Origin of the sequence: Phenylobacterium sp. (genome assembly GCF_036821595.1) — a bacterium.
Taxonomy (GTDB): domain Bacteria; phylum Pseudomonadota; class Alphaproteobacteria; order Caulobacterales; family Caulobacteraceae; genus Phenylobacterium.
In genome coordinates this window covers 1-23,559 of sequence record NZ_DAISJG010000034.1, presented here as the reverse complement: position 1 = coordinate 23,559, position 23,559 = coordinate 1, and the positions used below count along the sequence as shown (strand labels likewise).

The 23,559-nt window shown below is 71.8% G+C and carries 28 protein-coding genes; 19 read left to right on the top strand and 9 right to left on the bottom strand.

Annotation, left to right across the window (positions count from 1 at the left end; all coding sequences use genetic code 11):
- Positions 1–82: 82 nt before the first annotated feature.
- Positions 83–1,723, bottom strand: coding sequence for a carboxylesterase/lipase family protein (locus V7Z97_RS14150; protein WP_334164077.1), 1,641 nt, complete (start codon positions 1,721–1,723; stop codon positions 83–85).
- Between the two features lie 10 nt (positions 1,724–1,733).
- Positions 1,734–3,326, bottom strand: coding sequence for a carboxylesterase/lipase family protein (locus tag V7Z97_RS14145; protein ID WP_334164076.1), 1,593 nt, complete (start codon positions 3,324–3,326; stop codon positions 1,734–1,736).
- A 151-nt stretch (positions 3,327–3,477) separates the two neighbouring features.
- Here V7Z97_RS14145 and V7Z97_RS14140 point away from each other — a divergent pair, with 151 nt between their 5' ends.
- The gene (locus V7Z97_RS14140) at positions 3,478–4,506 is read left to right on the top strand and encodes a metallophosphoesterase family protein (protein ID WP_334164075.1); all 1,029 of its coding nucleotides are present in this window, start codon (positions 3,478–3,480) and stop codon (positions 4,504–4,506) included.
- A gap of 95 nt (positions 4,507–4,601) precedes the next feature.
- Entirely contained in the window at positions 4,602–5,060 is a 459-nt protein-coding gene (locus V7Z97_RS14135; RefSeq protein ID WP_334164074.1) for a MarR family winged helix-turn-helix transcriptional regulator, read from the top strand.
- A 32-nt stretch (positions 5,061–5,092) separates the two neighbouring features.
- Here the strand turns inward: V7Z97_RS14135 and V7Z97_RS14130 are convergent, their stop codons facing one another.
- Positions 5,093–5,554 (bottom strand): ribonuclease H, encoded by a 462-nt coding sequence (locus V7Z97_RS14130; RefSeq protein WP_334164073.1) that lies wholly within the window; start codon positions 5,552–5,554, stop codon positions 5,093–5,095.
- 84 nt (positions 5,555–5,638) lie between these two features.
- Here V7Z97_RS14130 and trxC point away from each other — a divergent pair, with 84 nt between their 5' ends.
- The 6 genes from trxC to V7Z97_RS14100 all read left to right on the top strand — a co-directional run bounded on the left by trxC (position 5,639) and on the right by V7Z97_RS14100 (position 10,160).
- Positions 5,639–6,088 carry a thioredoxin TrxC gene (gene trxC / locus V7Z97_RS14125; RefSeq protein WP_334164072.1) on the top strand — a complete coding sequence of 150 codons (450 nt, stop codon included), beginning with the start codon at positions 5,639–5,641 and terminating at the stop codon, positions 6,086–6,088.
- Positions 6,089–6,163: 75 nt separating this feature from the next.
- A complete protein-coding gene (locus V7Z97_RS14120) occupies positions 6,164–7,234 on the top strand; it encodes an MBL fold metallo-hydrolase (protein WP_334164071.1) in 1,071 nt (356 codons plus the stop codon).
- 159 nt (positions 7,235–7,393) lie between these two features.
- Complete coding sequence (locus V7Z97_RS14115) at positions 7,394–8,185, top strand: enoyl-CoA hydratase-related protein (protein WP_334164070.1); 792 nt, start codon at positions 7,394–7,396, stop codon at positions 8,183–8,185.
- Positions 8,185–9,051: an SDR family oxidoreductase gene (locus tag V7Z97_RS14110; protein WP_334164069.1), complete on the top strand. Its 867-nt coding sequence runs from the start codon at positions 8,185–8,187 to the stop codon at positions 9,049–9,051. The genes V7Z97_RS14115 and V7Z97_RS14110 overlap by 1 nt, the downstream gene beginning before the upstream one ends.
- A gap of 3 nt (positions 9,052–9,054) precedes the next feature.
- Positions 9,055–9,549 carry a GNAT family N-acetyltransferase gene (locus tag V7Z97_RS14105; protein ID WP_334164068.1) on the top strand — a complete coding sequence of 165 codons (495 nt, stop codon included), beginning with the start codon at positions 9,055–9,057 and terminating at the stop codon, positions 9,547–9,549.
- On the top strand, positions 9,546–10,160 hold the full coding sequence (locus V7Z97_RS14100) for a GNAT family N-acetyltransferase (protein WP_334164067.1): 615 nt from the start codon (positions 9,546–9,548) through the stop codon (positions 10,158–10,160). The genes V7Z97_RS14105 and V7Z97_RS14100 overlap by 4 nt, the downstream gene beginning before the upstream one ends.
- A gap of 45 nt (positions 10,161–10,205) precedes the next feature.
- On the opposite strand, the gene V7Z97_RS14095 is transcribed toward V7Z97_RS14100, so the two are convergent.
- Complete coding sequence (locus V7Z97_RS14095) at positions 10,206–11,138, bottom strand: SDR family NAD(P)-dependent oxidoreductase (RefSeq protein ID WP_334164066.1); 933 nt, start codon at positions 11,136–11,138, stop codon at positions 10,206–10,208.
- A 33-nt stretch (positions 11,139–11,171) separates the two neighbouring features.
- On the bottom strand, positions 11,172–12,428 hold the full coding sequence (locus V7Z97_RS14090; protein ID WP_334164065.1) for an MFS transporter: 1,257 nt from the start codon (positions 12,426–12,428) through the stop codon (positions 11,172–11,174).
- 216 nt (positions 12,429–12,644) lie between these two features.
- Here V7Z97_RS14090 and V7Z97_RS14085 point away from each other — a divergent pair, with 216 nt between their 5' ends.
- The 7 genes from V7Z97_RS14085 (at position 12,645) to V7Z97_RS14055 (ending at position 16,905) form a co-directional block, all read left to right on the top strand.
- Positions 12,645–13,157: a GNAT family N-acetyltransferase gene (locus V7Z97_RS14085; protein ID WP_334164064.1), complete on the top strand. Its 513-nt coding sequence runs from the start codon at positions 12,645–12,647 to the stop codon at positions 13,155–13,157.
- A gap of 168 nt (positions 13,158–13,325) precedes the next feature.
- The gene (locus V7Z97_RS14080) at positions 13,326–13,871 is read left to right on the top strand and encodes a DUF1285 domain-containing protein (RefSeq protein ID WP_334164063.1); all 546 of its coding nucleotides are present in this window, start codon (positions 13,326–13,328) and stop codon (positions 13,869–13,871) included.
- A 5-nt stretch (positions 13,872–13,876) separates the two neighbouring features.
- Positions 13,877–14,512 carry a CoA pyrophosphatase gene (locus V7Z97_RS14075; protein WP_334164062.1) on the top strand — a complete coding sequence of 212 codons (636 nt, stop codon included), beginning with the start codon at positions 13,877–13,879 and terminating at the stop codon, positions 14,510–14,512.
- Positions 14,505–14,783, top strand: coding sequence for a hypothetical protein (locus V7Z97_RS14070; protein WP_334164061.1), 279 nt, complete (start codon positions 14,505–14,507; stop codon positions 14,781–14,783). Before V7Z97_RS14075 ends, V7Z97_RS14070 begins: the two co-directional genes overlap by 8 nt.
- A complete protein-coding gene (locus V7Z97_RS14065; protein WP_334164060.1) occupies positions 14,780–16,030 on the top strand; it encodes a CCA tRNA nucleotidyltransferase in 1,251 nt (416 codons plus the stop codon). Before V7Z97_RS14070 ends, V7Z97_RS14065 begins: the two co-directional genes overlap by 4 nt.
- Positions 16,027–16,725, top strand: a complete 699-nt coding sequence (locus V7Z97_RS14060) for a type 1 glutamine amidotransferase (protein WP_334164059.1) — start codon at positions 16,027–16,029, stop codon at positions 16,723–16,725. Before V7Z97_RS14065 ends, V7Z97_RS14060 begins: the two co-directional genes overlap by 4 nt.
- Before the next feature lie 57 nt (positions 16,726–16,782).
- Positions 16,783–16,905: a hypothetical protein gene (locus V7Z97_RS14055; RefSeq protein ID WP_334164058.1), complete on the top strand. Its 123-nt coding sequence runs from the start codon at positions 16,783–16,785 to the stop codon at positions 16,903–16,905.
- A gap of 6 nt (positions 16,906–16,911) precedes the next feature.
- Here the strand turns inward: V7Z97_RS14055 and hemF are convergent, their stop codons facing one another.
- Together hemF and V7Z97_RS14045 are read right to left on the bottom strand one after the other, a co-directional pair.
- Complete coding sequence (gene hemF, locus V7Z97_RS14050) at positions 16,912–17,799, bottom strand: oxygen-dependent coproporphyrinogen oxidase (protein WP_334164057.1); 888 nt, start codon at positions 17,797–17,799, stop codon at positions 16,912–16,914.
- A 56-nt stretch (positions 17,800–17,855) separates the two neighbouring features.
- Positions 17,856–18,326 carry a tRNA (cytidine(34)-2'-O)-methyltransferase gene (locus tag V7Z97_RS14045; RefSeq protein ID WP_334164056.1) on the bottom strand — a complete coding sequence of 157 codons (471 nt, stop codon included), beginning with the start codon at positions 18,324–18,326 and terminating at the stop codon, positions 17,856–17,858.
- 206 nt (positions 18,327–18,532) lie between these two features.
- Here V7Z97_RS14045 and petA point away from each other — a divergent pair, with 206 nt between their 5' ends.
- Genes petA through V7Z97_RS14030 form a run of 3 tightly spaced genes read left to right on the top strand, consistent with a single transcriptional unit; the run spans position 18,533 to position 21,276 of the window.
- Positions 18,533–19,096: a ubiquinol-cytochrome c reductase iron-sulfur subunit gene (petA, locus tag V7Z97_RS14040; RefSeq protein WP_442958039.1), complete on the top strand. Its 564-nt coding sequence runs from the start codon at positions 18,533–18,535 to the stop codon at positions 19,094–19,096.
- A gap of 7 nt (positions 19,097–19,103) precedes the next feature.
- Positions 19,104–20,423 carry a cytochrome b gene (locus tag V7Z97_RS14035; protein WP_334164055.1) on the top strand — a complete coding sequence of 440 codons (1,320 nt, stop codon included), beginning with the start codon at positions 19,104–19,106 and terminating at the stop codon, positions 20,421–20,423.
- 7 nt (positions 20,424–20,430) lie between these two features.
- Positions 20,431–21,276 carry a cytochrome c1 gene (locus V7Z97_RS14030; RefSeq protein ID WP_334164054.1) on the top strand — a complete coding sequence of 282 codons (846 nt, stop codon included), beginning with the start codon at positions 20,431–20,433 and terminating at the stop codon, positions 21,274–21,276.
- Positions 21,277–21,337: 61 nt separating this feature from the next.
- Here V7Z97_RS14030 and V7Z97_RS14025 read toward each other — a convergent pair whose 3' ends face one another.
- The gene (locus V7Z97_RS14025; protein WP_334164053.1) at positions 21,338–22,120 is read right to left on the bottom strand and encodes a hypothetical protein; all 783 of its coding nucleotides are present in this window, start codon (positions 22,118–22,120) and stop codon (positions 21,338–21,340) included.
- Positions 22,121–22,225: 105 nt separating this feature from the next.
- Here V7Z97_RS14025 and V7Z97_RS14020 point away from each other — a divergent pair, with 105 nt between their 5' ends.
- Positions 22,226–22,699 carry a hypothetical protein gene (locus V7Z97_RS14020; protein ID WP_334164052.1) on the top strand — a complete coding sequence of 158 codons (474 nt, stop codon included), beginning with the start codon at positions 22,226–22,228 and terminating at the stop codon, positions 22,697–22,699.
- 12 nt (positions 22,700–22,711) lie between these two features.
- Here the strand turns inward: V7Z97_RS14020 and V7Z97_RS14015 are convergent, their stop codons facing one another.
- On the bottom strand, positions 22,712–23,392 hold the full coding sequence (locus tag V7Z97_RS14015) for a dienelactone hydrolase family protein (protein ID WP_334164051.1): 681 nt from the start codon (positions 23,390–23,392) through the stop codon (positions 22,712–22,714).
- Between the last annotated feature and the right edge of the window lie 167 nt (positions 23,393–23,559).

The window sequence follows — 23,559 nt, the reverse complement described above, 5'->3', positions numbered from 1 at the left end:
TGCAGCCGCGTCAGGCTTGTGTCGCGGTTCCAGACCCCGTCGCCGCGCGAGCATGGGCGTGACCCCGAAGACATAAACGGCCCTAGTCGCTCCCGCCCAGCACCGCACCCTCCGGCTTCACCGGCGCGGCGGACCACAGCCTGCGGAAGACGCCGCGATAGTCCGGCTCCAGGTGGCTGGCCGGCTCATCGAAGACCATGGTGGCGCGGGTCGCGGCGTCGTATGGGGTCCATCGCGGCAGCCTTGCGGTGTTCGGGTCGCCCGTCGCGGCGAGGGCCACGATCGCCGACGACAGCTCGTCGGCAAGCCGCGCGCTGGTGGGGTTCGGACCCTGGAGCGCGCCACGCACCTCGCGCGAACTGGGCCCGACGTCGACGCCGTGCGTCGCGCCGTAGCGGCCGCCCCAGGCCGGGCTCGGCGCCTTCCAGAGGTAGACATAGGCCGGCGCGGCGCCGAGCGCCGCCTTCCGCTCGGCCATGGCGAAACTCGCGCCGCGGCCCTGGTCGCTGATGATCCGCGACTGGATCAGGTAGGGCGACGCCTTCGGATCCTCCTGGCGGTAGAGGTCGAGCACCTCGGCCGCCCGGTCCCCGACACGGCCGGCGAGCATCTTCGTGACGGCTTCCCAGGTCTCGTCGAAGTTCCGCTGCCGGTAGGTCCGCTCGTCCAGGGTCGTGGAGATGATCATCGGCACGTCGGCGCTGATCGCCGGGGCGTCGGGGTCGAAGGGATGCCGGGGCATGGCCACGCCGTCCAGCACCGGGGTGAAGGCGTTGGGAGCCTCGCCGCGCGCCCGCTGCGCCGCCTCCAGGTCGGCCTGGGCGGACAGGAGGTCGTAGAACGGCATGGCCTGCAGCTTGCGGATGTCGCCGCCGGACAGGTTCACGCCCTTCAGGAGGGCGTCCGCCGTCGCCTTGGCCCGTTCGCGGGGCGCGACCCGCAGCATGGCGCCGCTCATCTGCACCGCCCGGTGGAACAGCCCTTTCGCCGAGGGCATCGCCATCAGCCCGCTGACCTTGGCTCCGCCGCCGGACTGGCCGATGATCAGCACCCGCCCGGGATCGCCGCCGAAGGCCTCGATGTTGCGGTTCACCCAGCGCAGCGCGGCGGACAGGTCCAGCATCCCGGCCATGCCGCTCTGCGCGAACTCGGCCGGCGCCCCGCTGTCGGCCACGTGAAGGAAGCCGAAGGCGGACAGGCGGTGGTTCACGCTCACCACCACGCAGTCGCCGTGCCGCGCCTGCATCTCGCCGTCCATGCCGGGGGAGTTGCTGGACCCGCCGTAGAAGCCGCCGCCGTGGAAGCGGACGATCACCGGCTTCCTCGCCGAGCGCGAAAGTTCGGGCGTCCAGATGTTCAGGTTGAGGCAGTCCTCTCCCATTCCGCCCGGCTGGTAGTCGAGGAAGATCAGGTTGGCGTAGTCCGACCGCCGGTCGCCGGGCATCTGCGGACAGACGTTCCCGTAGTCCAGCGCGTCGCGGACGCCGGCCCACTTCTTCACCGGCTGCGGCGGCAGAAAGCGGTTCCGGCCGGAGGTGTCGGCGCCGTAGGGCACGCCCTTGAAGACCTTGACCCCGCCGGAGACCAGGCCGCGCAGCCGGCCGTCCGTCGTCTCGACGATCGGGAAGATGTCGGTGGTCGCCGCGCGGGCGACCCCGGCCATGAACAGCGAGGCGCCCGCGGCGCCCAGCACGGCGCGCCGGCTGGCGTTTGACGTCGTCATCTTCGGGCTCCTAGCTGCCGCCGCGCACGGCGGGGAAGCGCGCCATGAGGAGGCGTTCTTCGCGGAAGGGATCGTTCGCCAGCTTCGGCGGCGCGTCGAACAGCATCACCGGCCGGGTGGCCGTGTCGTAGGTGGGCCACTTCGGAAGGCCGGCATGGTTCGGATCGCCCTTGTGGGCGAAGGCCAGCCAGGCGTTGGCCATGGCGTCGGTCATGGCCCTCGTCCCGGCGCTCTCCGGCCCGGTGAGGTGCGGCGCACGGGCGACGTTGTCGAACATGAAGGGCAGGTCGATGGTGTGCTCCGAGAAGCGCCGCCCCCCCTGCACCGGCGAGCGCCAGGTGACCTGGTAGACCCAGGTCGGATTGGCCCGCCCGTTCAGCGCGTGGCGCCGCTCGGCCATCGTCGTGGCGTTGGTGATGTAGGCCCGCCACGAGGCGATCTTGAAATACATCTCCGCCGTCGAGCCGGACGGCGTCGAGGCCTTGAACACCCGCACCGCCTCGTCGACCGCCTCGGGCGGAATGGTCTTCGCCAGCCGCGCCTTAAGCGCCGTCTCGTCCATGGCGAAGATCGACGGATCCCGGCCCAGCTGGTTCGAGAGCTCCGTCTGGGTCGTACCCAGCATCAGCGGGACCTTCGCGGTGTGCTTCGGCGCATTGGGCAGCCAGGGATCGGCCTTGAAGGAGACGCCGTCGATCACCGGCTCGAACCGGTAGCCGGCGGCGGCGATCACCTCGCGCTGCTTCTGGCCCAGCAGCTCCTGCGGGACCGCCTGCAGCCGGCGCGCGTCCCCGGGCGCGATCTCCAGCCGCTTCAGCAGGGCGTCGGTCAGGGCCCGGGCCTGCTCGGGCGTGTGGACCCGCAGGTGCGAGCCCGACTGCACGATCCCCTTGTGGAACAGGCCGTCGGCCTCCGCCCCGGCGAAGCAGACGCTGACCTTCCGGCCGCCGCCCGACTGGCCGTAGATGGTCACATTGCCCGGGTCGCCGCCGAACTGGGCGATGTTCGCCCGCACCCAGGCCATGGCCGCCACGAGGTCGAGGTAGCCGACGTTGCCGGACTGGGTGAATTCCGGTCCCAGAAGGTCGGAGAGGTCGCAGAAGCCGAACACGTTCAGGCGATGGTTGATCGTCACGACCACCACGTCGCCGCGCCTGGCCATGTTGGCCCCGTCGTAGAGCCCGCTGGACCCGGTGCCGGCCTCGAACCCGCCGCCGTGGAACCACAGCATGACCGGCCGCCGCCGCGCGCCGCCGGTCTCCGGCGTCCACACATTGACCCGCAGGCAGTCCTCGCTGATCGGGCCCGGGACGGTCAGGATGGTGCGCGGCTGGGGCGCCTGGTCACCGAATTCGAAGGCGTTGCGGATCCCGGCGAACTTCCCGGCGGGCCTGGGGGGCATGAAGCGGCCGGCGCCGGAGGTGTCGGCGCCGTAGCGCATCCCCCTGAAGACCTGGACGCCGTTCTCGAGCCGGCCGCGGTAGCGACCCTCGGTGGTCTCCACGACCGCGCCGTCCGCCCCCTGGGCCCCGGCGGCGCCCGCCGCCAGCAGGCCGGCGCCCCCGCCGATCAGGCCGCGACGCGATATTCCCCAGTCCAGCATTCCCCGCTCCCCGGCGTCGCTCGGGTGGCGCGCCTTGCTTGGTTATGGGAAGGATTCGTACCGGATATTCGAATATTGGCAAGGCGCCGGCGAAGGCGCCGCCAAGGCTCCGTTCAGGCGCGGTTCAAGGGGCGAGGCGCAGAGGTGGGGCATGCTCCAGCGTGTCGACACCGAAACCCTGCGGGCGGCCGCCCGGCGGGACCTCGCCGCCGTCCTCGAGGAGGTGGAGGCCCAGATCGCCCAGGCCCTCTCCCGCTGGCCGGGAGCCTCGGCCGGGGATCGCGGGGCGCCGATCGCCCGCTTCGGAGCCGGACCCGGCGGCAAGCTGGTCCAGGTGTCCGGCCGGGCGCCGAAGCGGAGCTGGACGGGCGCCGCGGCGGGACGGTCCGAGGGGCGGCGGATCTATGCGGTGGGCGACGTCCACGGCTGCTACGACCTGCTGATCGGCCTGCTTGCCCGGCTGGGCGAGGACGCCGCCGACGGCGCGGCGCCGACCCTGATCCTGCTGGGCGACTATGTGGACCGCGGGCCGGACAGCGCCCGGGTTCTGGAGGCGCTCTGCCTGCTCAAGGCCCGCGCGCCCTTCGGGGTCTGCATCCTGAAGGGCAACCACGAGGAGGCGCTGCTGACGTTCCTGGACGCGCCGGCCGACGGCGCGCCGTGGATCGCGTTCGGCGGAGCCGCGACGCTTCTCTCCTACGGGGTGGAGCCGCCCACGCCGGCGAGCCCGGCGCAGGCCTATGTGGCCGCCCGCGACGAGCTGCTGCGGCGGATGCCGGCCTCGCACCTGCGCCTGCTCCAGACCCTCGACCTGATGGCGCTGGTCGGGGACTACGCCTTCGTCCATGCCGGAGTGGCGCCCGGAGAGCCGCTGCGCCGGCAGAGCGCGCGCGACCTCCTGTGGATCCGCCGCGAGTTCCTCGACGCCCGGGGCCCGTTCGAGAAGGTGATCGTCCACGGCCACACCTGGGAGGACGACCGGCCGGTGGTGACGCCCGCGCGCATCGGCCTCGACACCGGCGCCTACGAAACCGGCGTGCTCGGCGCGATGCGCTTCGAGGACGCGAGCCGCGCTTGGCTGCATGTCCGCGATCCGGAGCGCCCCCGCTGGCAGCGGCCGGGCGCTCCGCGGCCGTGGACGCCGGTGGCGGAGCCGCTGGACTTCACCCGCGCGGGTTGAGCCGGCGGCCGGCGCATTCCGCGCGGGGCGAACCTTGACCGGCGTTACGCGACTTCCCACCTGCGGTGGGAAGCTGGAGCGTGAGGAGGGACTGCATGCCGCCGGAACGGGACGAGCGCCTGGACGTGCAGGTCTTCGACGAGATCCGCTCCATCGAGCATCTGGCGCGGGCCACCATCTCGCGCCTGCTGCCGGTCGGGCTGACCTATCCGCAGTGGGAGGTGCTGAACCTGCTGGCGCGGAGGGCGGACGGGGCGTCGCCCGGCGAGATCGCCCAGGCGCTGCAGGCGCAGGGCGGCGGGCTGACCAGCACCCTGCAGCGGCTGTGGGCGCGCAAGCTCGTGGAGGTAGAGCACGGCCCGGCCGAGCGCGGCCGCCGGCGCGTCTGGCTGACGCCGGCGGGCCGGGAGGCCTACGCCCAGGCCATGGCCGGCCTGCAGCCGAAGATCGAGCGGCTGCGCGAGGGGTTCACCGAGAAGGAGTTCCGCGACGCCCTGCCGTTCCTGCGCGCGCTGCGGGCCTGGCTGGCGGACAAGGATCCGCTGCCGGCGTAGGTGGCGGATCCGGAGCCCTGCTCCTCGCGCGGCTACAGCCCCTGGACCCTGGCGAGGTTGGTCTTCGGGATTGTGGCGCGGAAGGGGCCGGTGGATTTCGCCTTGTCGGAGGCGAGGTCCGCCCAGGCGCGGGCGAAGGCTAGCGGCGTGCCGGCGGGGTCGGCGAGCTTCGCGAGGCGCACGGCGCGGGCCGCCAGGGCGGCGACGGCGGGGGCGTAGCCGGCGACGTCGGCCTCCGCGGGCGGTTCGCCGCCGAACAGGGGGGCGAGCAGGGCCGCGTCGTCGGCGCCGACGTGCAGCACGGCCTCGCCCGCGGGGAGATCCTTCAGCGCCTCGAGGAGGCCCGCCAGCGCCGTCTTCGCCGGGGTGGTGCGGCGGTCGCCGCCGGCCGCGCCGGAGACCTCGGCGCCAACCGCGCGGACGAAGGCCCAGCCGCCGTTCAGGAAGGCCTTGTGGTGGCTGGCGGCGAGCCAGAGGCGGTGGGGGGCTGACATGGCGCCTGCGCCTAGCATCCGGCGCGGCGGCTTGGAAACTCCGGTCGGGTTCCCCAGATGTGGCGCTAGTTCCGGAGGTCCCCAATGACCGAAGTCCTACACGTGGTCTGCCCCCATTGCGATGGGACGAACCGCCTGCCCGCCGACCGGCTGGGACAGGCGGCCAAGTGCGGACGCTGCAAGCAGGCCCTGTTCACCGGCCAGCCGGTGGCGCTGGACGCCGCGCGGTTCGACAAGCACCTGGCCAGGAGCGACCTGCCGCTGATCGTCGACTTCTGGGCCGAGTGGTGCGGCCCGTGCCGGGCCATGGCGCCGGTGTTCGAGCGGGCGGCCCAGGCGCTGGAGCCTCGGGCGCGGTTCATCAAGATCGACGTGGACGCCAACCCCGACCTCGCCCGCCGCTTCGGCATCCAGGGCATCCCGGCGCTGTTCGCCTTCCAGGGCGGCAAGGTGGCTGCGCGGCAGTCGGGCATGGCCAAGGTCGAGCAGCTGCAGGGCTGGGTCGACCGCTTCGCGCCGCGGCTGGCGGCGTAAGGGCGCGCATCCGGGCCGTTGCCTTCCCCGCGGGCGCCGTCGGACAATGGCGGGCGTGGCCAGGGGAGTGAGGCGTTGCGGGACGGACTTGAAGACACGGCGGCGATTCCCGAGCATCCGCGGCCGAAGCTGACCTATCCGTTCGAGCACGGGCCCAGGCCCGGCGAGGCGATCGACGTGGCGCCGGGGGTCAAGTGGCTGCGCATGCCGCTGGGCGGGGCGCTGGCCTTCATCAACGTCTGGGCGATCGAGGACGGCGACGGCTGGGCCATCGTCGACACCGGCATCTCGACGCCCGAGACGGCGCAGGCTTGGCGGACGGCGTTCGCCGGCGCCCTGGGCGGACGGAAGGTGACGCGGGTGTTCGTCACCCACATGCACCCCGACCACATCGGCATGGCCGGCTGGATCACGCGCAAGTTCCAGTGCCGGCTGTGGATCAGCCGGCTCGAATTCCTGATGTGCCGCTCGCTGGCCGCCGACACCGGGCGCGAGGCGCCGGCCGACGCGCTGAGCTTCTACCGCGCGGCCGGCTGGGACGACGACGCCATCGAGACCTACCGGGCGAGGTTCGGCGGCTTCGGACGCGGGCTGCACGCCCTGCCGGACAGCTTCCAGCGACTGACCGACGGCGACGAGGTGCGGATCGGCGCGCATGTCTGGCAGGTGGTGGTGGGCTCCGGCCACAGCCCCGAGCACGCCTGCCTGTGGTGCCCCGAGCTGAAGCTGATGATCTCCGGCGACCAGGTGCTGCCGAAGATCTCGTCCAATGTGGCGGTGTTCCCGACCGAGCCGGAGGGCGATCCGCTCTCCGACTGGATGGAGTCCCTGAAGCGGATCAAGGCGCGGGTGCCCGACGACGTGCTGGTGCTGCCGGCCCACAACGACCCGTTCCACGGCCTGCACGCGCGGATCGACCACCTGGTGGGCGGCCACGAGCGGGGGCTGACCCGGCTGCGCCAGACGTTGGCCGAGCCGAAGCGGGCGGTGGACGTCTTCCATGTGCTGTTCCGGCGCCGGATCGACGGGGGCCTGCTGGGCCTGGCCACCGGCGAGAGCCTGGCGCACCTCAACTGGCTGCTGGCCCGCGGGCAGGCCGTCCGCGAGCGCGACGCCCAGGGCGTGGACTGGTACCGGGCGGCGTAGGGAAAGGAACCACGGAATACACGGACGGGGCTGGAGTTGGCGGGCCGTCCGTGTGGTCCGTGTCTTCCGTGGTTCGATCTTTTTGCCCTGCGGGCGGCTGGCTCTTCGCGGCGGGGAGGCGCTAAGCTTGACGGCGTAAGTTCATGGAGGAGGTCGGCGATGACCGGGCATGTGGTTTCGGAGACGTCGGGCGGGGTGCTGACCCTGACTCTCAACCGGCCGGAGAAGAAGAACGCCCTGACGCGGGCCATGTACCAGGCGCTGGCCGACGGGATCGACGCGGCGGACGCGGACCCGGCCGTGCGCTGCGTGCTGATCCAGGCCGAGGGCGACATGTTCACCGCCGGCAACGACCTCGGCGACTTCGCGGCGGTGAACCGCGGCGACGCCTCGGCCAACCAGGCCCGCGAGGGCGGCAATCCGCTGCTGAACGCCCTGGAGCGGGCGAAGACGCCGATCGTGGCGGCGGTGAACGGCCGCGCCGTGGGCGTGGGGACGACCATGCTGCTGCACTGCGACCTGGTCTATGTGGCTGAGGACGCGCTGCTGACCACGCCGTTCGTGAACCTGGCCCTGGTGCCCGAGGCGGCGTCGTCGATGCTGCTGCCGGCCCGCATCGGCCACGCCCGGGCGTTCGCGATGTTCGTGCTGGGCGAGGCGGTGGACGCGAGGAAGGCCGTCGACTGGGGGATCGCCAATGCGGTGGTCCCGGCCGGCGAGCTCCGGGCCAGGGCGCGGGCGGCGGCGGAGGCCGTGGCGGCCCGGGCGCCGGCCTCGGTGGCGGCGACCAAGGCGCTGATGCGCCGCGAGCCGGAGCCGATCAAGGCCCGCTACCAGGAGGAGGGCCGGCTGTTCGCCGCCCAACTGAAGTCCCCGGAGGCCGCCGAGGCCTTCGCCGCCTTCGCCGAGAAGCGGCCGCCGGACTTCACGAAGACCCGGGAGCCCGCGTGATGTCGCTGCAGGGCAAGACCCTCTTCGTCACCGGGGCGAGCCGCGGGATCGGCCTGGCCATTGCGCTGCGCGCGGCGCGTGACGGCGCCAACGTCACGGTGGCGGCCAAGACCGCCGAGCCGCACAAGCACCTGCCCGGCACCATCTACACCGCCGCCGAGGAGATCGAGGCGGCCGGCGGCCAGGCCCTGCCGCTGGTGGTGGACGTGCGCGACGAGGCGAGCGTGCAGGCGGCGGTGGACGCCACGGTGGACCGGTTCGGCGGCATCGACATCTGCGTCAACAACGCCTCGGCGATCCAGCTCACCGGCACCCTGGGCACGGAGATGAAGCGCTACGACCTGATGCACCAGATCAATGCGCGCGGCACCTACCTGACCTCCAAGGCCTGCATCCCGCACCTGAAGCGCAGCGCCAATCCGCACGTGCTGATGCTGTCGCCGCCGCTGGACATGAGCCCCCGGTGGTTCGCGCCGCACGTGGCCTACACCATGGCCAAGTTCGGCATGAGCATGTGCGTGCTGGGCATGGCCGAGGAGTTCCGGGGCGACGGCATCGCGTTCAACGCGCTGTGGCCGCGCACCGGCATCGCCACGGCGGCGATCAGGTTCGCGCTCGCCGGCGACGAGGGGATGCGCCGCTGCCGGACGCCGGAGATCATGGCGGACGCGGCCCATGCGGTGTTCAGCAAGCCGTCCCGGAGCTTCACCGGCAACTTCCTGATCGACGACACCTTCCTCTACGCGGAGGGTGAGCGGGACTTCGACAAGTACCGCGTGGACCCGAGCCAGCCCCTGATGCCCGACTTCTTCGTCCCCGAGGACAGCGTGCTGCCGCCCGGCGTGAAGATCGGCGTGGACGCGTAAGGCATGAGCGTGAACGTCCGCGTGGCCACCCCGGCCGACGCCCCGCTGATCCTGCAGTTCATCCGCGACCTGGCGGAGTACGAGCGGCTGCTGCACGAGGTGGAGGCCACCGAGGCCGACATCCGCCGCGACCTGTTCGGCGAGAACCCCCGGGCGTTCTGCGAGATCGCCGAGCACCAGGGCCAGCCGGTGGGCTTCGCGCTGTGGTTCTACAACTACTCCACCTTCCGCGGCCGGGCGGGCATCTACCTCGAGGACCTGTTCGTGGAGCCAGAGGCGCGCGGCCTGGGAGCCGGCAAGGCGCTGCTCCGCAGGCTCGCCCAGCGGTGCGTCGAGGCGGACCTGGGCCGGCTGGAGTGGGCGGTGCTGAACTGGAACGCCCCCTCGATCGCCTTCTACGACAGCCTGGGGGCCGGGGCGATGACCGAGTGGACGGTCCGGAGGCTCGACGGGGAGGCGCTCTTCCGCCTGGCGGCGGAGGGCGAAGCGGTGGCGTGAGCTTTCCGCCGAAGACGGTGCTGCACGCCCCGGACGCCGAGGCCGAGGCGATCCGCCGGGCGGTGCGCGAGGCGGACCTGTCGGGGCTCGGGCCGGGAAGGGCGGTGGCGGAGCTGAAGCACGTGCCGGGGCTGGTGGCCCTGCTCGCCGACCCGGCCGTGTCCGACTGGATCTACGACCTGCCCCGGCCGATCACGCCGGAGAGCGTCACCCGCTGGGTGACGGAGAACCAGGCCCGGCGGCTGGCGGGCGAGGCGCTGCTGCTGGTCACCCTGGACGAGGCCGGAGAGGTCTCGGGCTATTCCCACATCGCGGTCTGGCCGGAGCGGTCGTCGGCGGAGCTGGCCGGGGCGATCCGCGCGGACCTGCAGAACCGCGGCCAGGGCGGGACGGGCATGGCGCGCAGCTTCGGCTGGATCTTCGAGCACCTGGGCGTGCGGCTGATGTGCCTGACCGCGGCGCTGGACAATATCCGCTCGCAGAAGGGCATCGACGCGGCGGGCTTCCGCCGGATGGGCGAGCGCGACGTGACGCGCCCCGACGGGACCGTCCGGCGCAGCGTCTACTGGGAGCTGACGCGGGACGAGTGGGAGCGGCTGCACAGGCTCTAGTGTCAAAGCTCCTCCCCCCGTGAGCGGGGGGAGGAGCGGGTTCGGCTACGCCGGCTGCTTCTGCGGGGGCTGGGCGGAGACGGGGGCGCGGTTCAGGTCGTAGAACTTGGGCGCCATCTGCGGCACCGCCTCGCTGAGGATGCTCTGCACCGTCCATTCCTGGCCGTCGGTCTTCGAGCAGGTCTCGATGGGCCGGGGCTGGGAATAGAGGATGATGTTCTCGCCGGAGACGCCGAAGATCTGGCCGGAGACGTGCTTCGCCGCGTCGGAGACCATGGCCACCGAGAAGCGGGCGGGCTGGTCGGGGCGGATCTTCTCGGCCATCACCTTGCGGCGCTCGGCCTGGGCCTCGTCCTTGATCGGCACGGACTGGGTCATGCGGGTCCAGGCGACCGGGGCGATGCAGTTGGAGCGGACGTTGTTGCGCGCGCCCTCCATGGCGATGATCCGGGAGAGGCCGGCGATGCCCATCTTGGCCGCGCCGTAATTGGCCTGGCCGATGTTGCCGAACAGGCCCGAGGTGGAGGTGAACAGCATGTAGGCGCCGTCCTGCTGCTCGCGGAACAGCTCGATGGTGGCGCGGCAGACGTTGAACGAGCCGCGCATGTGGACGTCGATGACGCGGTCCCAGTCGTCCTCGCTCATCTTGTGGAACATCACGTCGCGCAGGATGCCGGCCGGGTTGATGACCGCGTGCAGGCCGCCGAAGGTGTCGCGCGCCTGTTCGACCATGCCCTGCACGGCCTTGTAGCTGGTGACGCTGTCGGAGTTGGAGACCGCCTCGCCGCCCATGGCGCGGATTTCCTGGGCCACCTGCTCGGCCGGGCCCGCGGAGCCCTCGTCCTCGCCCTTCAGACCGCCGCCCAGGTCGTTGACCACCACCTTGGCGCCTTCGCGCGCCGCGATGAGCGCGCAATCGCGCCCGATGCCGTTCCCGCCGCCGGTGACGAGGACGACCTTCCCATCCAAAACACCCATGAGTGCAATCTCCCTAATGAATGGGGAGAGACGCTATTCGAGGCGATCGGCCTTCCGCAAGGCGGGAAACAGCCAGGCCCAGAGGACGGTGACGCCCATGGCGCCGACCCCGCCGAAGATGGCCGCGCCGACCGGGCCCAGCAGGCGGGCGACCACGCCGCTCTCGAACTCCCCCAGCTCGTTGGACGCCCCGATGAAGACGGAGGAGACGGCGGCGACCCGGCCGCGCATCGGGTCGGGGGTGACGAGCTGGACCAGCGTCTGGCGGACGTAGACGCTGAGCATGTCGGCCCCGCCGAGGACCGCCAGCGCGGCGACCGACAGCCAGAGCAGCTTGGACACCCCGAACACCACGGTCGCGGCGCCGAACACGAAGACGCCGGCGAACATGAAGGCCCCGGCCTTGGCGCGGATCGGGTTGGCGGCGAGCCAGAGGGCGACGCAGGTGGCGCCCACCGCCGGCGCCGCGCGCAGGATGCCGAAGCCCTGGGCGCCCACGTGCAGGACGTCCCGGGCGAAGACCGGCAGAAGGGCCGTCGCCCCGCCCAGAAGGACGGCGAACAGGTCCAGCGAGATGGCGCCGAAGACGATCTTCTGGCGCCAGACATAGGCCAGGCCCTCCTTCATCAGCCGCCAGCGGGAGCCGGGCTGCACGTTCGGCCGCGCGTCCTTGCGGATGAGGACTACCGAGAGCGCGGTCAGCAGGTAGAGGCAGAAGGTGGTGAAGTAGGCGTGGGCCGGCGAGGCGTAGACCAGCAGGCCGCCGGCCGCGGGGCCGGCGATGGAGGCCGTCTGCCAGGCCAGGGAGTTCCAGGCGATGGCGCGGGGCAGAAGCGCGCGGGGCACCAGCATGGGCCCGAGCGCCGTGTTGGCCGGGGCGAAGAAGGCCCGGCTCGCGCCGAACACGGCCGCGACGCCCAGGAGCAGGGGCACGGACGCCTGGCCGTGGAAGGTGGCGATCGCCAGGGTCAGCACGCTGGCCGCCTCGCCGGTCAGGCAGAGCAGCAGCACCTTCTTGCGGTCGTAGCGGTCGGCGGTCTCGCCGGCCGGCAGGGTGAGCAGCAGGACGGGGATGAAGGCGGCGAGGCCGATCATGCCCACAAGCAGGGCGCTCTCCTCCACGGAGCGGGTGTGGCGGGCGAGCGCATACATGTGCCAGCCCATGGCCACGCTCTGGATCTGGGCGGCGAAGCTGCCGGTCCAGCGGGAGCCCCAGAAGAAGAGATAGTCCCGCTCCCGCAGCAGGGCGCGGGCGGAGGGGACGGAGTCCTGCGGCGTCTCGGAGGGCATGGGCCCGGGACCCTGCCTTGCGCCGCGGCCACCCGCAATGCCGTTGACGCAGGGGGACGGCGGCCCTATGTGCGCGGCTCCGACAAGGGCCAGGAAAGTCCGGACCCATGCGACTGCGACGAACGCTCGGCGCCTGAGGCGCTCTGAACTCCCCCGCGGGCCGCGCGTTGCAGCGCACCCGCGGCGTCGTCGCTCTTTCCGAAGGTCGCAGCCCCCATGTCCGTCGAGTTCTGCCCGCCGCCGCCGTCGCTCACCCTGAAACCCGAGCAACTGGCCGATTCCGACCGCATCGAAGCCCTGCTGGACCGCGCCTTCGGGCCCGGCCGGTTCGTGAAGTCGTCGGAGCGGGTGCGCGAGATCGCCGAGTTCGCACCCGAGCTGTCGTTCTGCGCCTGGGACGACGGCGAGCTGCTGGGCGTGGTGCGCATGTGGCGGGTCCGCGTCGGCGGGCGGCCGGTGGTGTTCCTGGGCCCGCTGGCCGTGGAGCAGGACCAGCGGAGCGCCGGGCTCGGCGGCCGGCTGGTGGCGCGCGCCTGCCAGGCGGCGGAAGCCGCCGGCGAGGCCTTCGTCGTGCTGGTGGGGGACGAGCCCTACTTCGAGCGGTTCGGGTTCTCCGCCGGGCTGGCCGCGGACGTCCGCCTGCCGGGCCCGGTCGACCAGCGCCGGGTGCTCGCCCGGCGGCTGAACGGACAGGCCCCGGCGCCCGCGGGGACGTTCTCGCCGCTCTGAGCTGCGCCGAGGGACTCTCTGAAACAGCCCTTCCTCCAACGAGGAGGAAGGGGCGCGAACCCGCGGCGCGAGGATTGAATGTTGATCTGCCCTCACGCAGCCCTCTCGCGCCTCCGGCGGGAAAGGAAGGGCGTTGAGACGACGCAGCCGGAGCCCTACCTTCACACCATGGCGGATGTTCGGGACGGCAAGGCGTTGGATCGCGTGGCGGAAGCGGCGCAGGCGCCCGGGCGCGGCCTGCCGCCAGTGCACCTGTGGAACCCGGCGCACACCGGTGAGATCGACATCGTCATCAGGAAGGACGGCGCCTGGGTCCACGAGGGCGGGGTGATCGGGCGCGAGGCGCTGGTGCGGCTGTTCTCCACCATCCTGCGGAAGGACCCGGACGGGATCTTCCTGGTGACGCCCGTGGAGAAGCTGAAGATCACCGTCGATGACGCGCCGTTCGTGGCGGTGGCCGTGGACCGTGAGGACGGGGCGCTACGGTTCACCACCAACGTCGGCGACACCGTGGAGGCCGGGCCGGAGAACCCGATCCGCGTGGAGACCGGCCCAGACGGCGAGCCACGGCCCTATGTGCACGTGCGGCGCGGGCTGGAGGCGCTGATCGCCCGGCCGGTGTTCTACGAGCTGGCCGAGATGGCGGAGGCCCGGGACGGAGCGCTCGGCGTGGCGTCGAACGGCGCCTGGTTTCCGATCGGGCCGGCCCAGTGAACGCCATGTCCCCCTCGCACGACCTGCGCGCCTGGATCGCCCGGCACCTGGACCCGCTGGAGGCGCACGCGCCGGCCAACGGCGTCATGCGCTCGGACTTCGACCTCAACCCGGAGCGGCCGCATCCGGACCAGGCGCTGACCCCGGCCGCGGTGCTGGTGGGCCTGGTGGAGCGCGAGCATGGGCTTTCGGTGCTGCTCACCCGGCGCTCCGACACCCTTCGCCGCCACACCGGCCAGATCGCCCTGCCCGGGGGCCGGCAGGATCCGGGCGAGACGCCGTGGCAGACGGCGCTGCGGGAGGCGGAGGAGGAGATCGGCCTCCATCCGAGCTTCGTCTCCGTGGCCGGGCTGTCGACGCCGTACCGGACCGGGACGGGCTTCCTGGTCACCCCGGTGGTGGGCTTCGTGGCCCACGGCTTCTCGCTGACCCCGAACCCGCACGAGGTGGCCGACATCTTCGAGACGCCGTTCGGTTTCCTGATGGATCCCGGCAACCACGAGGAGCACGAGCGCGAACTGCCGACCGGCGAGCGGCGGCGGTTCTACGCCATGACCCACGAGAACCGGTTCATCTGGGGCGCCACGGCCGGCATGCTGCGGGCCCTCTACGACCGGCTCTATGGGGCCGCCGTTGCTTAGGATCGTGCTCATCCGGGCCGTCCTGGTGGCGCTTCCCTTCGTGATCTGGTTCGTCTGGGCCGCCTGGGCGCGGCGCAACGGCCGGGAGATGGGGGCGACGCCCTGGGCCTGGCTGGCGGCCGCAGGCGCGATCCTGTTCGGCCTCAGCTTGCTCGCCACCCCGCTGTTCCATAGGGACAACCGCGGCGAGGTCTATGTCCCCGGCGAGGTCACCGCGGACGGCCGCGTCAGCGAAGGTCACTACCAGAAACAGGTCCCGGCCCCCCGATGAGCGAGACGATCGGACAGCGTCCCTGGATGGCCAGGCCCGAGACCACGGTGGTGCTGGACGCGCTGGAGGCCGCCGGCGGCCCCGACTGCGCCCGCTTCGTGGGCGGCTGCGTGCGCAACGCGGTGATCGGCAAGCCGATCAACGACGTGGACATCGCCACGACCCTGACACCCGACCAGGTGACCAAGGCGCTGGAGGCGGCGGGCATCCGCGCGGTCCCCACCGGGGTGGAGCACGGCACGGTGACGGCGGTAGCGGACCACCACCCCTTCGAGGTGACGACGCTCCGCCGCGACGTGGAGACCGACGGCCGCCGGGCGGTGGTGGCCTTCACCACCGACTGGATGGAGGACGCGATGCGCCGCGACTTCACCCTGAACTCGCTCTACGCCCGGCGCGACGGGACGATCTTCGACCCGACGGGCCACGGGGTCGCGGACGCCAAGGCCGGCCGCGTCGTCTTCGTGGGCGAGGCCGAGCAGCGGCTGCGCGAGGACCACCTGCGCTCGCTGCGCTTCTTCCGGTTCCTGGCCTGGTACGGCAAGGGCGAGCCGGACGCTGAGGCGCTGTCGGCGATCACGGCGCTGAAGGACCAGGTGGCCAGGCTGGCGGCGGAACGGATCTCCGCCGAGCTCCTGAAGCTGCTGGCCGCCGACGACCCGCGCGCGGCCGTGCGGCTGATGGCTGAGACCGGCGTTCTGGGCGTGGTGATCCCCGGCGACGTGAACCTCGCGCGCCTGGACGGCCTCGTGGCCATCGAGACGGAGCAGCTGTTCGAGACCGATGCGGTGCTGCGGCTGGCGGCGCTGCTGCCCGACGACCAGCTGGCGGCCGGCAAGCTCGCCGAGCGGCTGCGGCTCTCCAACGCCGACCGCGACCGGATCGTCGCGGCCCTGGCGCCGACTCCGGTCTTCAAGAGCTGGATGAGCCCCAGGGAGATCCGCCGGGCGGTCTACCGCCTGGGCGCCCAGGCGTTCCGCGACCGGGCCAAGCTCGCCTGGGCGGCGTCCGACCGCACGGCGGTGACGCCGCAGTGGCGGGGCATGATCGCGCTGGGCGAGGGCTGGGCCCCGCCGGCGTTTCCGCTGACCGGCGAGGACGTGATCAAGGCCGGCGCGCCCAAGGGCCCGGTGGTCGGCCAGGTGCTGCGCGAGGTGGAGGAGTGGTGGATCGACCACGACTTCATCGACGACCCGATGAGCGCGGTGGAGAAGCTGAAGTCCGTCGTCCAGGGGATGGTCTATTGAGGATCGGCGTCCTGAAGACCGGACGGCCGCCGAAGCCGGCGATCGAGCGGTTCGGGACCTATCCGGACATGTTCGCCCGGCTGCTGGGGCCGGACTACGAGTACCGCACCTTCGCGGCCGACGAGGGCGTGCTGCCGGCCGATCCCGCCCAGTGCGACGCCTACATCGTCACCGGCTCGGCCAGCGGCGTGTACGATCCCGAGCCGTGGATCGCCGACGCCAAGGCCTGGCTGCGGGCCGCGCGGGGGAAGGCGGCGCTGGTCGGGGTCTGCTTCGGCCACCAGCTGATGGCCGAGGCGTTCGGCGGCCGGGTGGTCAAGTCGCCGAAGGGCTGGGGCGTGGGCGAGCACGAGTACGAGGTGCTGAGGCCGCGGCCGTGGATGGACCACACCCAGTCGATCCGCCTGCCGGCCTCGCACCAGGACCAGGTGGTGGAGGCGCCGCCGGGCGCGGAGATCTTCGCGGCCAGCGAGTTCACGCCGATGGGGGCGCTGGACTACGGCGACGGGGCGATCTCCATCCAGCTCCACCCGGAGTTCGAGCCGGCGTACGCGGTGGCGCTGATCGAGCACCGCCGCGGCGGCCTCTACACCCAGGAGCAGGCGGACGCCGCGATCCACACCTACGGCCGGCCCGACGACCGGGCGCGGGTGGCCGGCTGGATCCGAAATTTCCTAGCGACGGCAACGGCCTAGCCGACTTCCGGGTTTAGGGCTCCGAGGCGCAGCAGGCGCCGGCGTCGGAGACCGGACATGACCCGCACCTGGCAGACCCTGATCGTCGTGGCGAGCGCCGCGGCGGCGCTGGCGATAGGCCTCGGCGCCCAGGCGGGCGGCGTGGACGCACCGCCGGCGGCGGTGCTGGCGGCGCGGTAGGCGCCCTTACGGCCAGGCGACCAGGGGCGGCATGGACGACAGGATGGTGTCGACGTTGCCGCCGGCCTTGAGGCCGAACATGGTGCCGCGGTCGTAGAGCAGGTTGAACTCCACGTAGCGGCCGCGGCGGACGAGCTGTTCCTGGCGGTCGGCTTCCGTCCAGGGCTCGCTCATGCGGTGGCGGACGATCTTCGGATAGACGTCCAGGAAGGCCTCGCCGACCGCGCGGGTGAAGGCGAAGTCGCGCTCGAAGTCGCCGGTGTTGTGGCGGTCGTAGAAGATGCCGCCGACGCCGCGGGTCTCGTTCCGGTGCGGCAGGAAGAAGTACTCGTCGCACCAGGCCTTGTAGCGGGGGTACCACTCGGCATCGAAGGGATCGCAGGCGGCCTGCATGGCGGCGTGGAACAGCTTCGCGTCGTCGGCCTCCTGGCTGCGCTGCTCGTCCAGCATGGGGGTCAGGTCCGCGCCGCCGCCGAACCAGCTCTCGGCCGTCGACAGGAAGCGGGTGTTCATGTGCACCGTCGGCACGCGCGGGCTGACCGGGTGGACGATCAGGCTGATGCTCGCCGAGACATAGGACGGGTCCTTGTCGGCGCCGGGCATCTGGGCGGCCATCTCGGGCGAGAAGCGGGCGGTGGCGGCGGAGGTGTGGATGCCGGCCTTCTCGAACAGCCGGCCGGCGAAGTGGCCGCCGATGCCGCCGCCGACGCCCGTCTCCCGCGTCCAGGGGCGGGTCTCGAAGCGCCCGGCCTCGCCGGGATAGAGGTCGGCCGGCGCCTCGTCCTCGAGCTGCTCGAGGGCGGCGAAGATGCGGGTCTGGAGGCTCTCGAACCAGGCCTTGGCGCGGTCGCGGCGGTCGAGGATCTCGGCAGGCAGGGTGGATGGCGCGGACATGAGCGCGGCTTAGCCTCAAGTCCTCCCCGGCGCAAACCGGCGAGGATCGCCGGCGGCTAGTGCGGCGCGGCCGCCGGGAAGCCCTCCATCTGGCGCAGGGCCTCGGCGAGGGCCATGGCGGCGGCGGTGACGACGTTCAGCGAACGGGCGCCCGCGACCAGCGGAATGTAGAGGCGGGCGTCGGCGGCCTCGTGGACCTCGTCGGGGACGCCGGCGCTCTCGCGGCCCATCAGGATCACGTCGCCGGGGCGGAAGGCGAAGCTGTGGTGCGGCGCCGCGGCGCGGGTGGTGAAGAGGACGATGCGCCCCTCGGCGCGGAGCGGATCTGCGCGGAATGCGGCCCAGCTCGCGTGCCGCTTCACCTCCGCCTGCGCCGCATAGTCCATGGCCGCGCGGGCGACGGCGCGGTCGGAAAGCGGGAATCCGCAGGGCTCGATGACATCCACCGGCACGCCGAGACAGGCGCCCAGTCTGAGGGCGGCGCCCAGGTTTTGCGGAATGTCCGGTTGAAAAAGGGCCAAACGCATTCTAAGCGAACCGCCACGGGATAGGCCGGGGCTTGATAGACGAATCACGGAAGACCTTTGCGAGGTTTCGCAAACGCTTCCTGGGACCAAGTCCTGCCCCGACACCTGCCCCGCAATTGCGGCCTTACCAGAACCTCTGGCAGGGCCCAAAACGCTGGGCGCCCTCTTCCTGTTTCGAGGGCCCCGAACTCGAAGGGTAGCTTTAGGTGGCCGACACCGTCGTGGGCGCAAATCCCGATCCGCACGCTCCGGGCCCCGTTGATGGGGACCCGAGCCGTCGCGACTTCATCCATATCGCCGCAGGCGCGGCCGCGGTCGGCGCCGTCGGCGCCCTGGCCTGGCCGTTCATCGACCAGATGAACCCGTCGGGCGACACCCTCGCGCTCGCCTCCGTCGAGTTCGACCTGAGCAAGGTCCCCGAAGGCCAGCAGGTGGTGCTGAAGTGGCGCGGCAAGCCGCTGTTCGTGCGCAACCGCACGCCGGCCGAGATCGCCGCGGCCATCAAGGACGACAACGCCTCCATGCCGGACCCGCAGCCGGACGAGGCGCGCCACAAGCCGGGCAAGGCCCAGTGGCTGGTCCTGATCGGCACCTGCACCCACCTGGGCTGCGTGCCGACCTTCCAGGGCGGCGACTACGGCGGCTGGTTCTGCCCCTGCCACGGCTCGCACTACGACACCTCCGGACGGATCCGTAAGGGCCCGGCGCCGCGGAACCTGGAAGTGCCGACCTGGGACTTCCTCACCGACACCACGGTCAAGATCGGCTGATCACAAGATGAGCGGACATTCCACCTACGAGCCGAAGACCGGCTTCGAACGCTGGCTCGACATGCGCCTGCCCATCGTGCGCATGGCGCATGACACGGCGCTGGCCTTCCCGACCCCGAAGAACCTGAACTACTGGTGGACCTTCGGCGGCATCCTGGCGGTCATGCTGGTGGTCCAGCTGGTCACCGGCATCGTGCTGGCCATGCACTACGTGCCGCACGTGGACCACGCCTTCGCCTCCGTCGAGCGGATCATGCGCGACGTGAACTACGGCTGGCTGATCCGCTACATGCACGCCAACGGCGCCTCGATGTTCTTCGTGGCCGTCTACATCCACATCCTGCGCAACCTCTACTACGGCTCCTACAAGGCGCCGCGGGAGATCCTCTGGATCCTGGGCTGCGTCATCTACCTCCTGATGATGGCCACGGCCTTCATGGGCTACGTGCTCCCCTGGGGCCAGATGTCGTTCCACGGCGCGGTGGTGATCACCAACCTGCTGGGCGCCCTGCCGATCGTGGGCGAGGCCATCACCACCTGGCTGTGGGGCGGCTTCGCGGTGGACAATCCCACCCTCAACCGCTTCTTCTCGCTGCACTACCTGCTGCCGTTCATGATCGCCGGCGTCGTCGGACTGCACATCTGGGCGCTGCACGTGCCGGGGAACAACAACCCGACCGGCGTGAACGTGAAGTCCGCCGAGGACACGGTGCCGTTCCACCCGTACTACACGGTGAAGGACGGCTTCGCGATCGCGGTGTTCTTCCTGATGTTCGCGAGCTTCGTGTTCTACAACCCGAACATCCTGGGCCACGCCGACAACTACATCCCGGCCAACCCGCTGGTGACCCCGACGCACATCGTGCCCGAATGGTACTTCCTGCCGTTCTACGCGATCCTGCGGGCGGTCCCGGACAAGCTCGGCGGCGTGCTGCTGATGTTCGGCGCCATCGGCGTGCTGTTCGTCCTGCCGTGGCTGGACACCTCCAAGGTGCGCTCCATGCGCTACCGGCCGACGGCCCGGCTCTACTTCCTGATCTTCGTGGTGGCCTGCCTGGTGCTCGGCTACTGCGGCGCCAAGCTGCCGGACGATCCGGTGATCCCGGGCCTGTCGACCTTCCAGCTGTTCGACGCCGACCTGAACAGCTTCGTCTGGCTGAGCCGCATCGCCACCGCCTACTACTTCGCCTACTTCGTCGTGATCCTGCCGATCCTGGGCCTCACCGAGACCCCGCTGCCGGTTCCGGACTCGATCTCGGCGCCTGTCCTGTCACATCCGGCCACCACGCCCGCGGGCGCCGTGGCTTCGCCTGAAAAGAGGGGTTGAGCCTCAGATGCTGCGCAAAGTTTCCGCGCTCGCGGCGCTTGGGCTCGCCCTGATCGCAGGCCCGGCGCTTTCGGCCCCGCACCCGAAGGAGCCGAAGGCCGTCTCCTGGGGCTTCGAAGGCCCGTTCGGCAAGTTCGACCAGGCCCAGCTCCAGCGGGGCTACAAGGTCTATCGCGAGGTCTGCTCGGCCTGTCACGCGATGAACCTGCTGTCGTTCCGCAACCTCGGTCAGGAGGGCGGGCCGTTCTATGACCCGAAGTACCCGAACCCGAACGACAACCCCTATGTGAAGGCGCTGGCCAAGGACATCCAGGTCAACGACATCGATTCCGAGACCGGCGACGTCATCCAGCGCCCGGCCACCTCGGCCGACCGCTTCCCCTCGCCCTTCGCCAACGAGGCGGCGGCGCGGGCGTCGAACGGCGGCGCCATGCCGCCGGATCTCTCGGTGATCGCCAAGGCGCGCTCCGGCGGGCCGCGGTACATCTATTCGCTGCTGACCGGCTATGTGGCGCCGCCCGCGGGCCTGACGGTGCCGGCCGGCTCCTACTACAACGAGTACTTCCCGGGCGACCTGACCGCCTACTGGGCGGGCGACCACGGGCACGTGCCGTCGGGCGGCTTCCTGGCCATGGCCCCGCCGATCCAACCCGACCAGGTGTCGTTCGACGACGGCACCAAGTCGACGGTGGCGCAGCAGGCCAAGGACGTGACCGCCTTCCTGACCTGGGCCGCCGAGCCCAAGATGCAGGAGCGCAAGCAGTTCGGCTTCGCGGCGATGATCTACCTGCTGATCTTCACCGTGCTGCTGTGGTTCAGCTACCGCCGCATCTGGCGCAACGTCGCCCACTAGGCGGCGGATACAGGCGACAAGGAAAGGGCCCCGGGAAACCGGGGCCCTTTTCACATCGGGGTCAGGGGGCCGCGGCGAGGCCCAGGACGCCGGCCGGGAAGTCGAAGCGCAGCCGGAAGCGCGCCAGGACCGGGGCGCCCACGGCGCCGGCGATCGCGTCGGGCTCGGGCTTCATGAGCCCGGCGGGGACGTCCGCGATCAGCACGTCGCCGAACGACAGCGCCGCGAGCCGGGGCCGCAGGACGCCGTAGGGCAGGAGTTCGGTGGGCTTCTCCGCGCCGGGCGCGGCCGCCAGGGCCTCGGAGAGCCGCGCCGGGGCGTCCAGGCCGGTGGAGACGACGAACGGCCCCCTGAGCGCCGTGGGGCCGTCGGCGGCCCCCGCCAGCGTCACCGGACGCCCCTCCGCCCAGGCCAGCGGCAGGCGGGCGCCGGAGAAGCGCGGGGCGCGACCGGGCGCGGAGAGGCGCACCCGGCACGGGGCGAAGCTCACGTCCAGAACATGGTCCCTCAGCACGTCGGCGCCGATCACGCCCGCGATCGGCGTGGGGAAGAGGCCGGTGCGCACGTCGAGGTCCGCCACCTGCACGGGCCGGGCGGGCAGGCGCAGGCCCGCCAGCCGGACCTCGCCGGTCACGGCCGGCTGGACGTAGCCCATCTCCAGCGCCTGGGTCTCGGCGAGCTGGGTGGCGGCCTGGCCGGTGTCGAGGATGTAGTCGCCGACGTAGCCCGCCACCTCGGCGGTGACCACGAGCACGCCGTTCTCGTACCAGCACGCCGCCTCGTCCGCGGACGCGGGGGCCGCGAGGGCGGCGAGCGCCAGGGCGAGGGGGAGGGCGGTCTTCACGGGCGCCTCGACCATAGCCAAGCCGGAAGCCGGCGGCGAGCCGCCGGCGCGCGCTCCGCACACGGCGCCTTACGCCCGCCGCAAGGCGGGGCATTATGGAGGGCGATGGCCTATACGCGCGCCTGGACCAACTTCCGCCGGATGCAGGACATCACGGTGGCCGCCGCGTGCCTGATCTACGCGGGCGCCGTGCTGGACGCCTTCCAGCGCCTGCCGGGCAGCCTGTCCCTGATCGCCGAGCGGACCCTGGTCTGGCCGGCCGGCTTCCTGTTCCTGTCGCTCGCCATTCCGCTGGCGGTGGGCCGGCTCCGACGCGGGCTCGCCCGCTATGTCTGGATGAGCTTCAACGCCGGCTTCGGCCAGACCGCGGGCTCGGTGGTGATCGGCATCGGGCTTTTGGCCGGGGCGGCGCTGTTCATGTACTGGCAAATCGGCAGCGCGGCGAACGGCGGCCGCTATCCGGCCGGGGTGTTCTCGGGCTACGCCGCCGGCATCGGCATCCTGGCCGCCCAGGCCCTGCTGGTGCGGGTCCTGGAGCGCCATCCCGAGGTCAGGCGGGCGATCGAGGTGAAGGACTAGCCGCGGCGCCGCTCAGGCTTCGCCCTTGCCGCCGCCGCTGCGGGAGAACAGGGCGAGCGTGCGCAGGCGGGCGAGGCGGGCGCTGTCCTCGTGATAGTCGGTCCGGCGGTCGGAGTTGAAGCCGTGGCCGGCGTCGTAGACATAGACCGGCAGTTCCGGGTGCTTCGCGCGGATCTCGTCCACCTTCTCCATGGGAATGGACGCGTCGGTCTTGCCGAAGTGCAGGATGGTCGGGGCCCTGGGCGTCTCGTCGACCAGTTCGCTGATCCGCCGGCCGTAGAAGGCCGAGGCCGCGGCCACGCCCTCGCAGCGGCAGGCGACGAGCCAGGTCGCCGCCCCGCCCCAGCAGTAGCCGACCACGAACACCGGCGGCTGCAGGGCGTCGATCGCCGCCTGGGCGTCGCCGGCCACCTGGTCCCAGGGCGTGGCCGTGGCGTAGCGGATCCCCTTCTGGATGGCGTCCTGGCCGTAGTCGGCCTCGAAACCCGGCTCCAGGCGGTCGTAGAAGGCCGGCGCGATCACCTCGTAGCCGTCCTGCGCGAAGCCGTCGGCGAGCTCGCGGATGTGGTCGGTGACGCCGAAGATCTCCTGGATCAGCAGCAGCCCGCCGCGCCGGGCGTCGGCAGGCTTCACATGGTAGGCCGACAGCCCGAACCCGTCGTGGCGGCTCTTCAGGGTGATCGTCTCGCCCAAGGCGGACCTCCAGTTGCGTGGCGGCGCGGTGTCCGATGACAGACGCCGGGCGGTCGCCTATGCATAGCATCGTTTCGCGGGCGTCGGCGGGGGAGCCGGCGGCAGGCGCCGGCCATACGTCGGACAGCGGAGCGATAGCGTGTCGGCGGGGGGCCGGGCGATGGGGG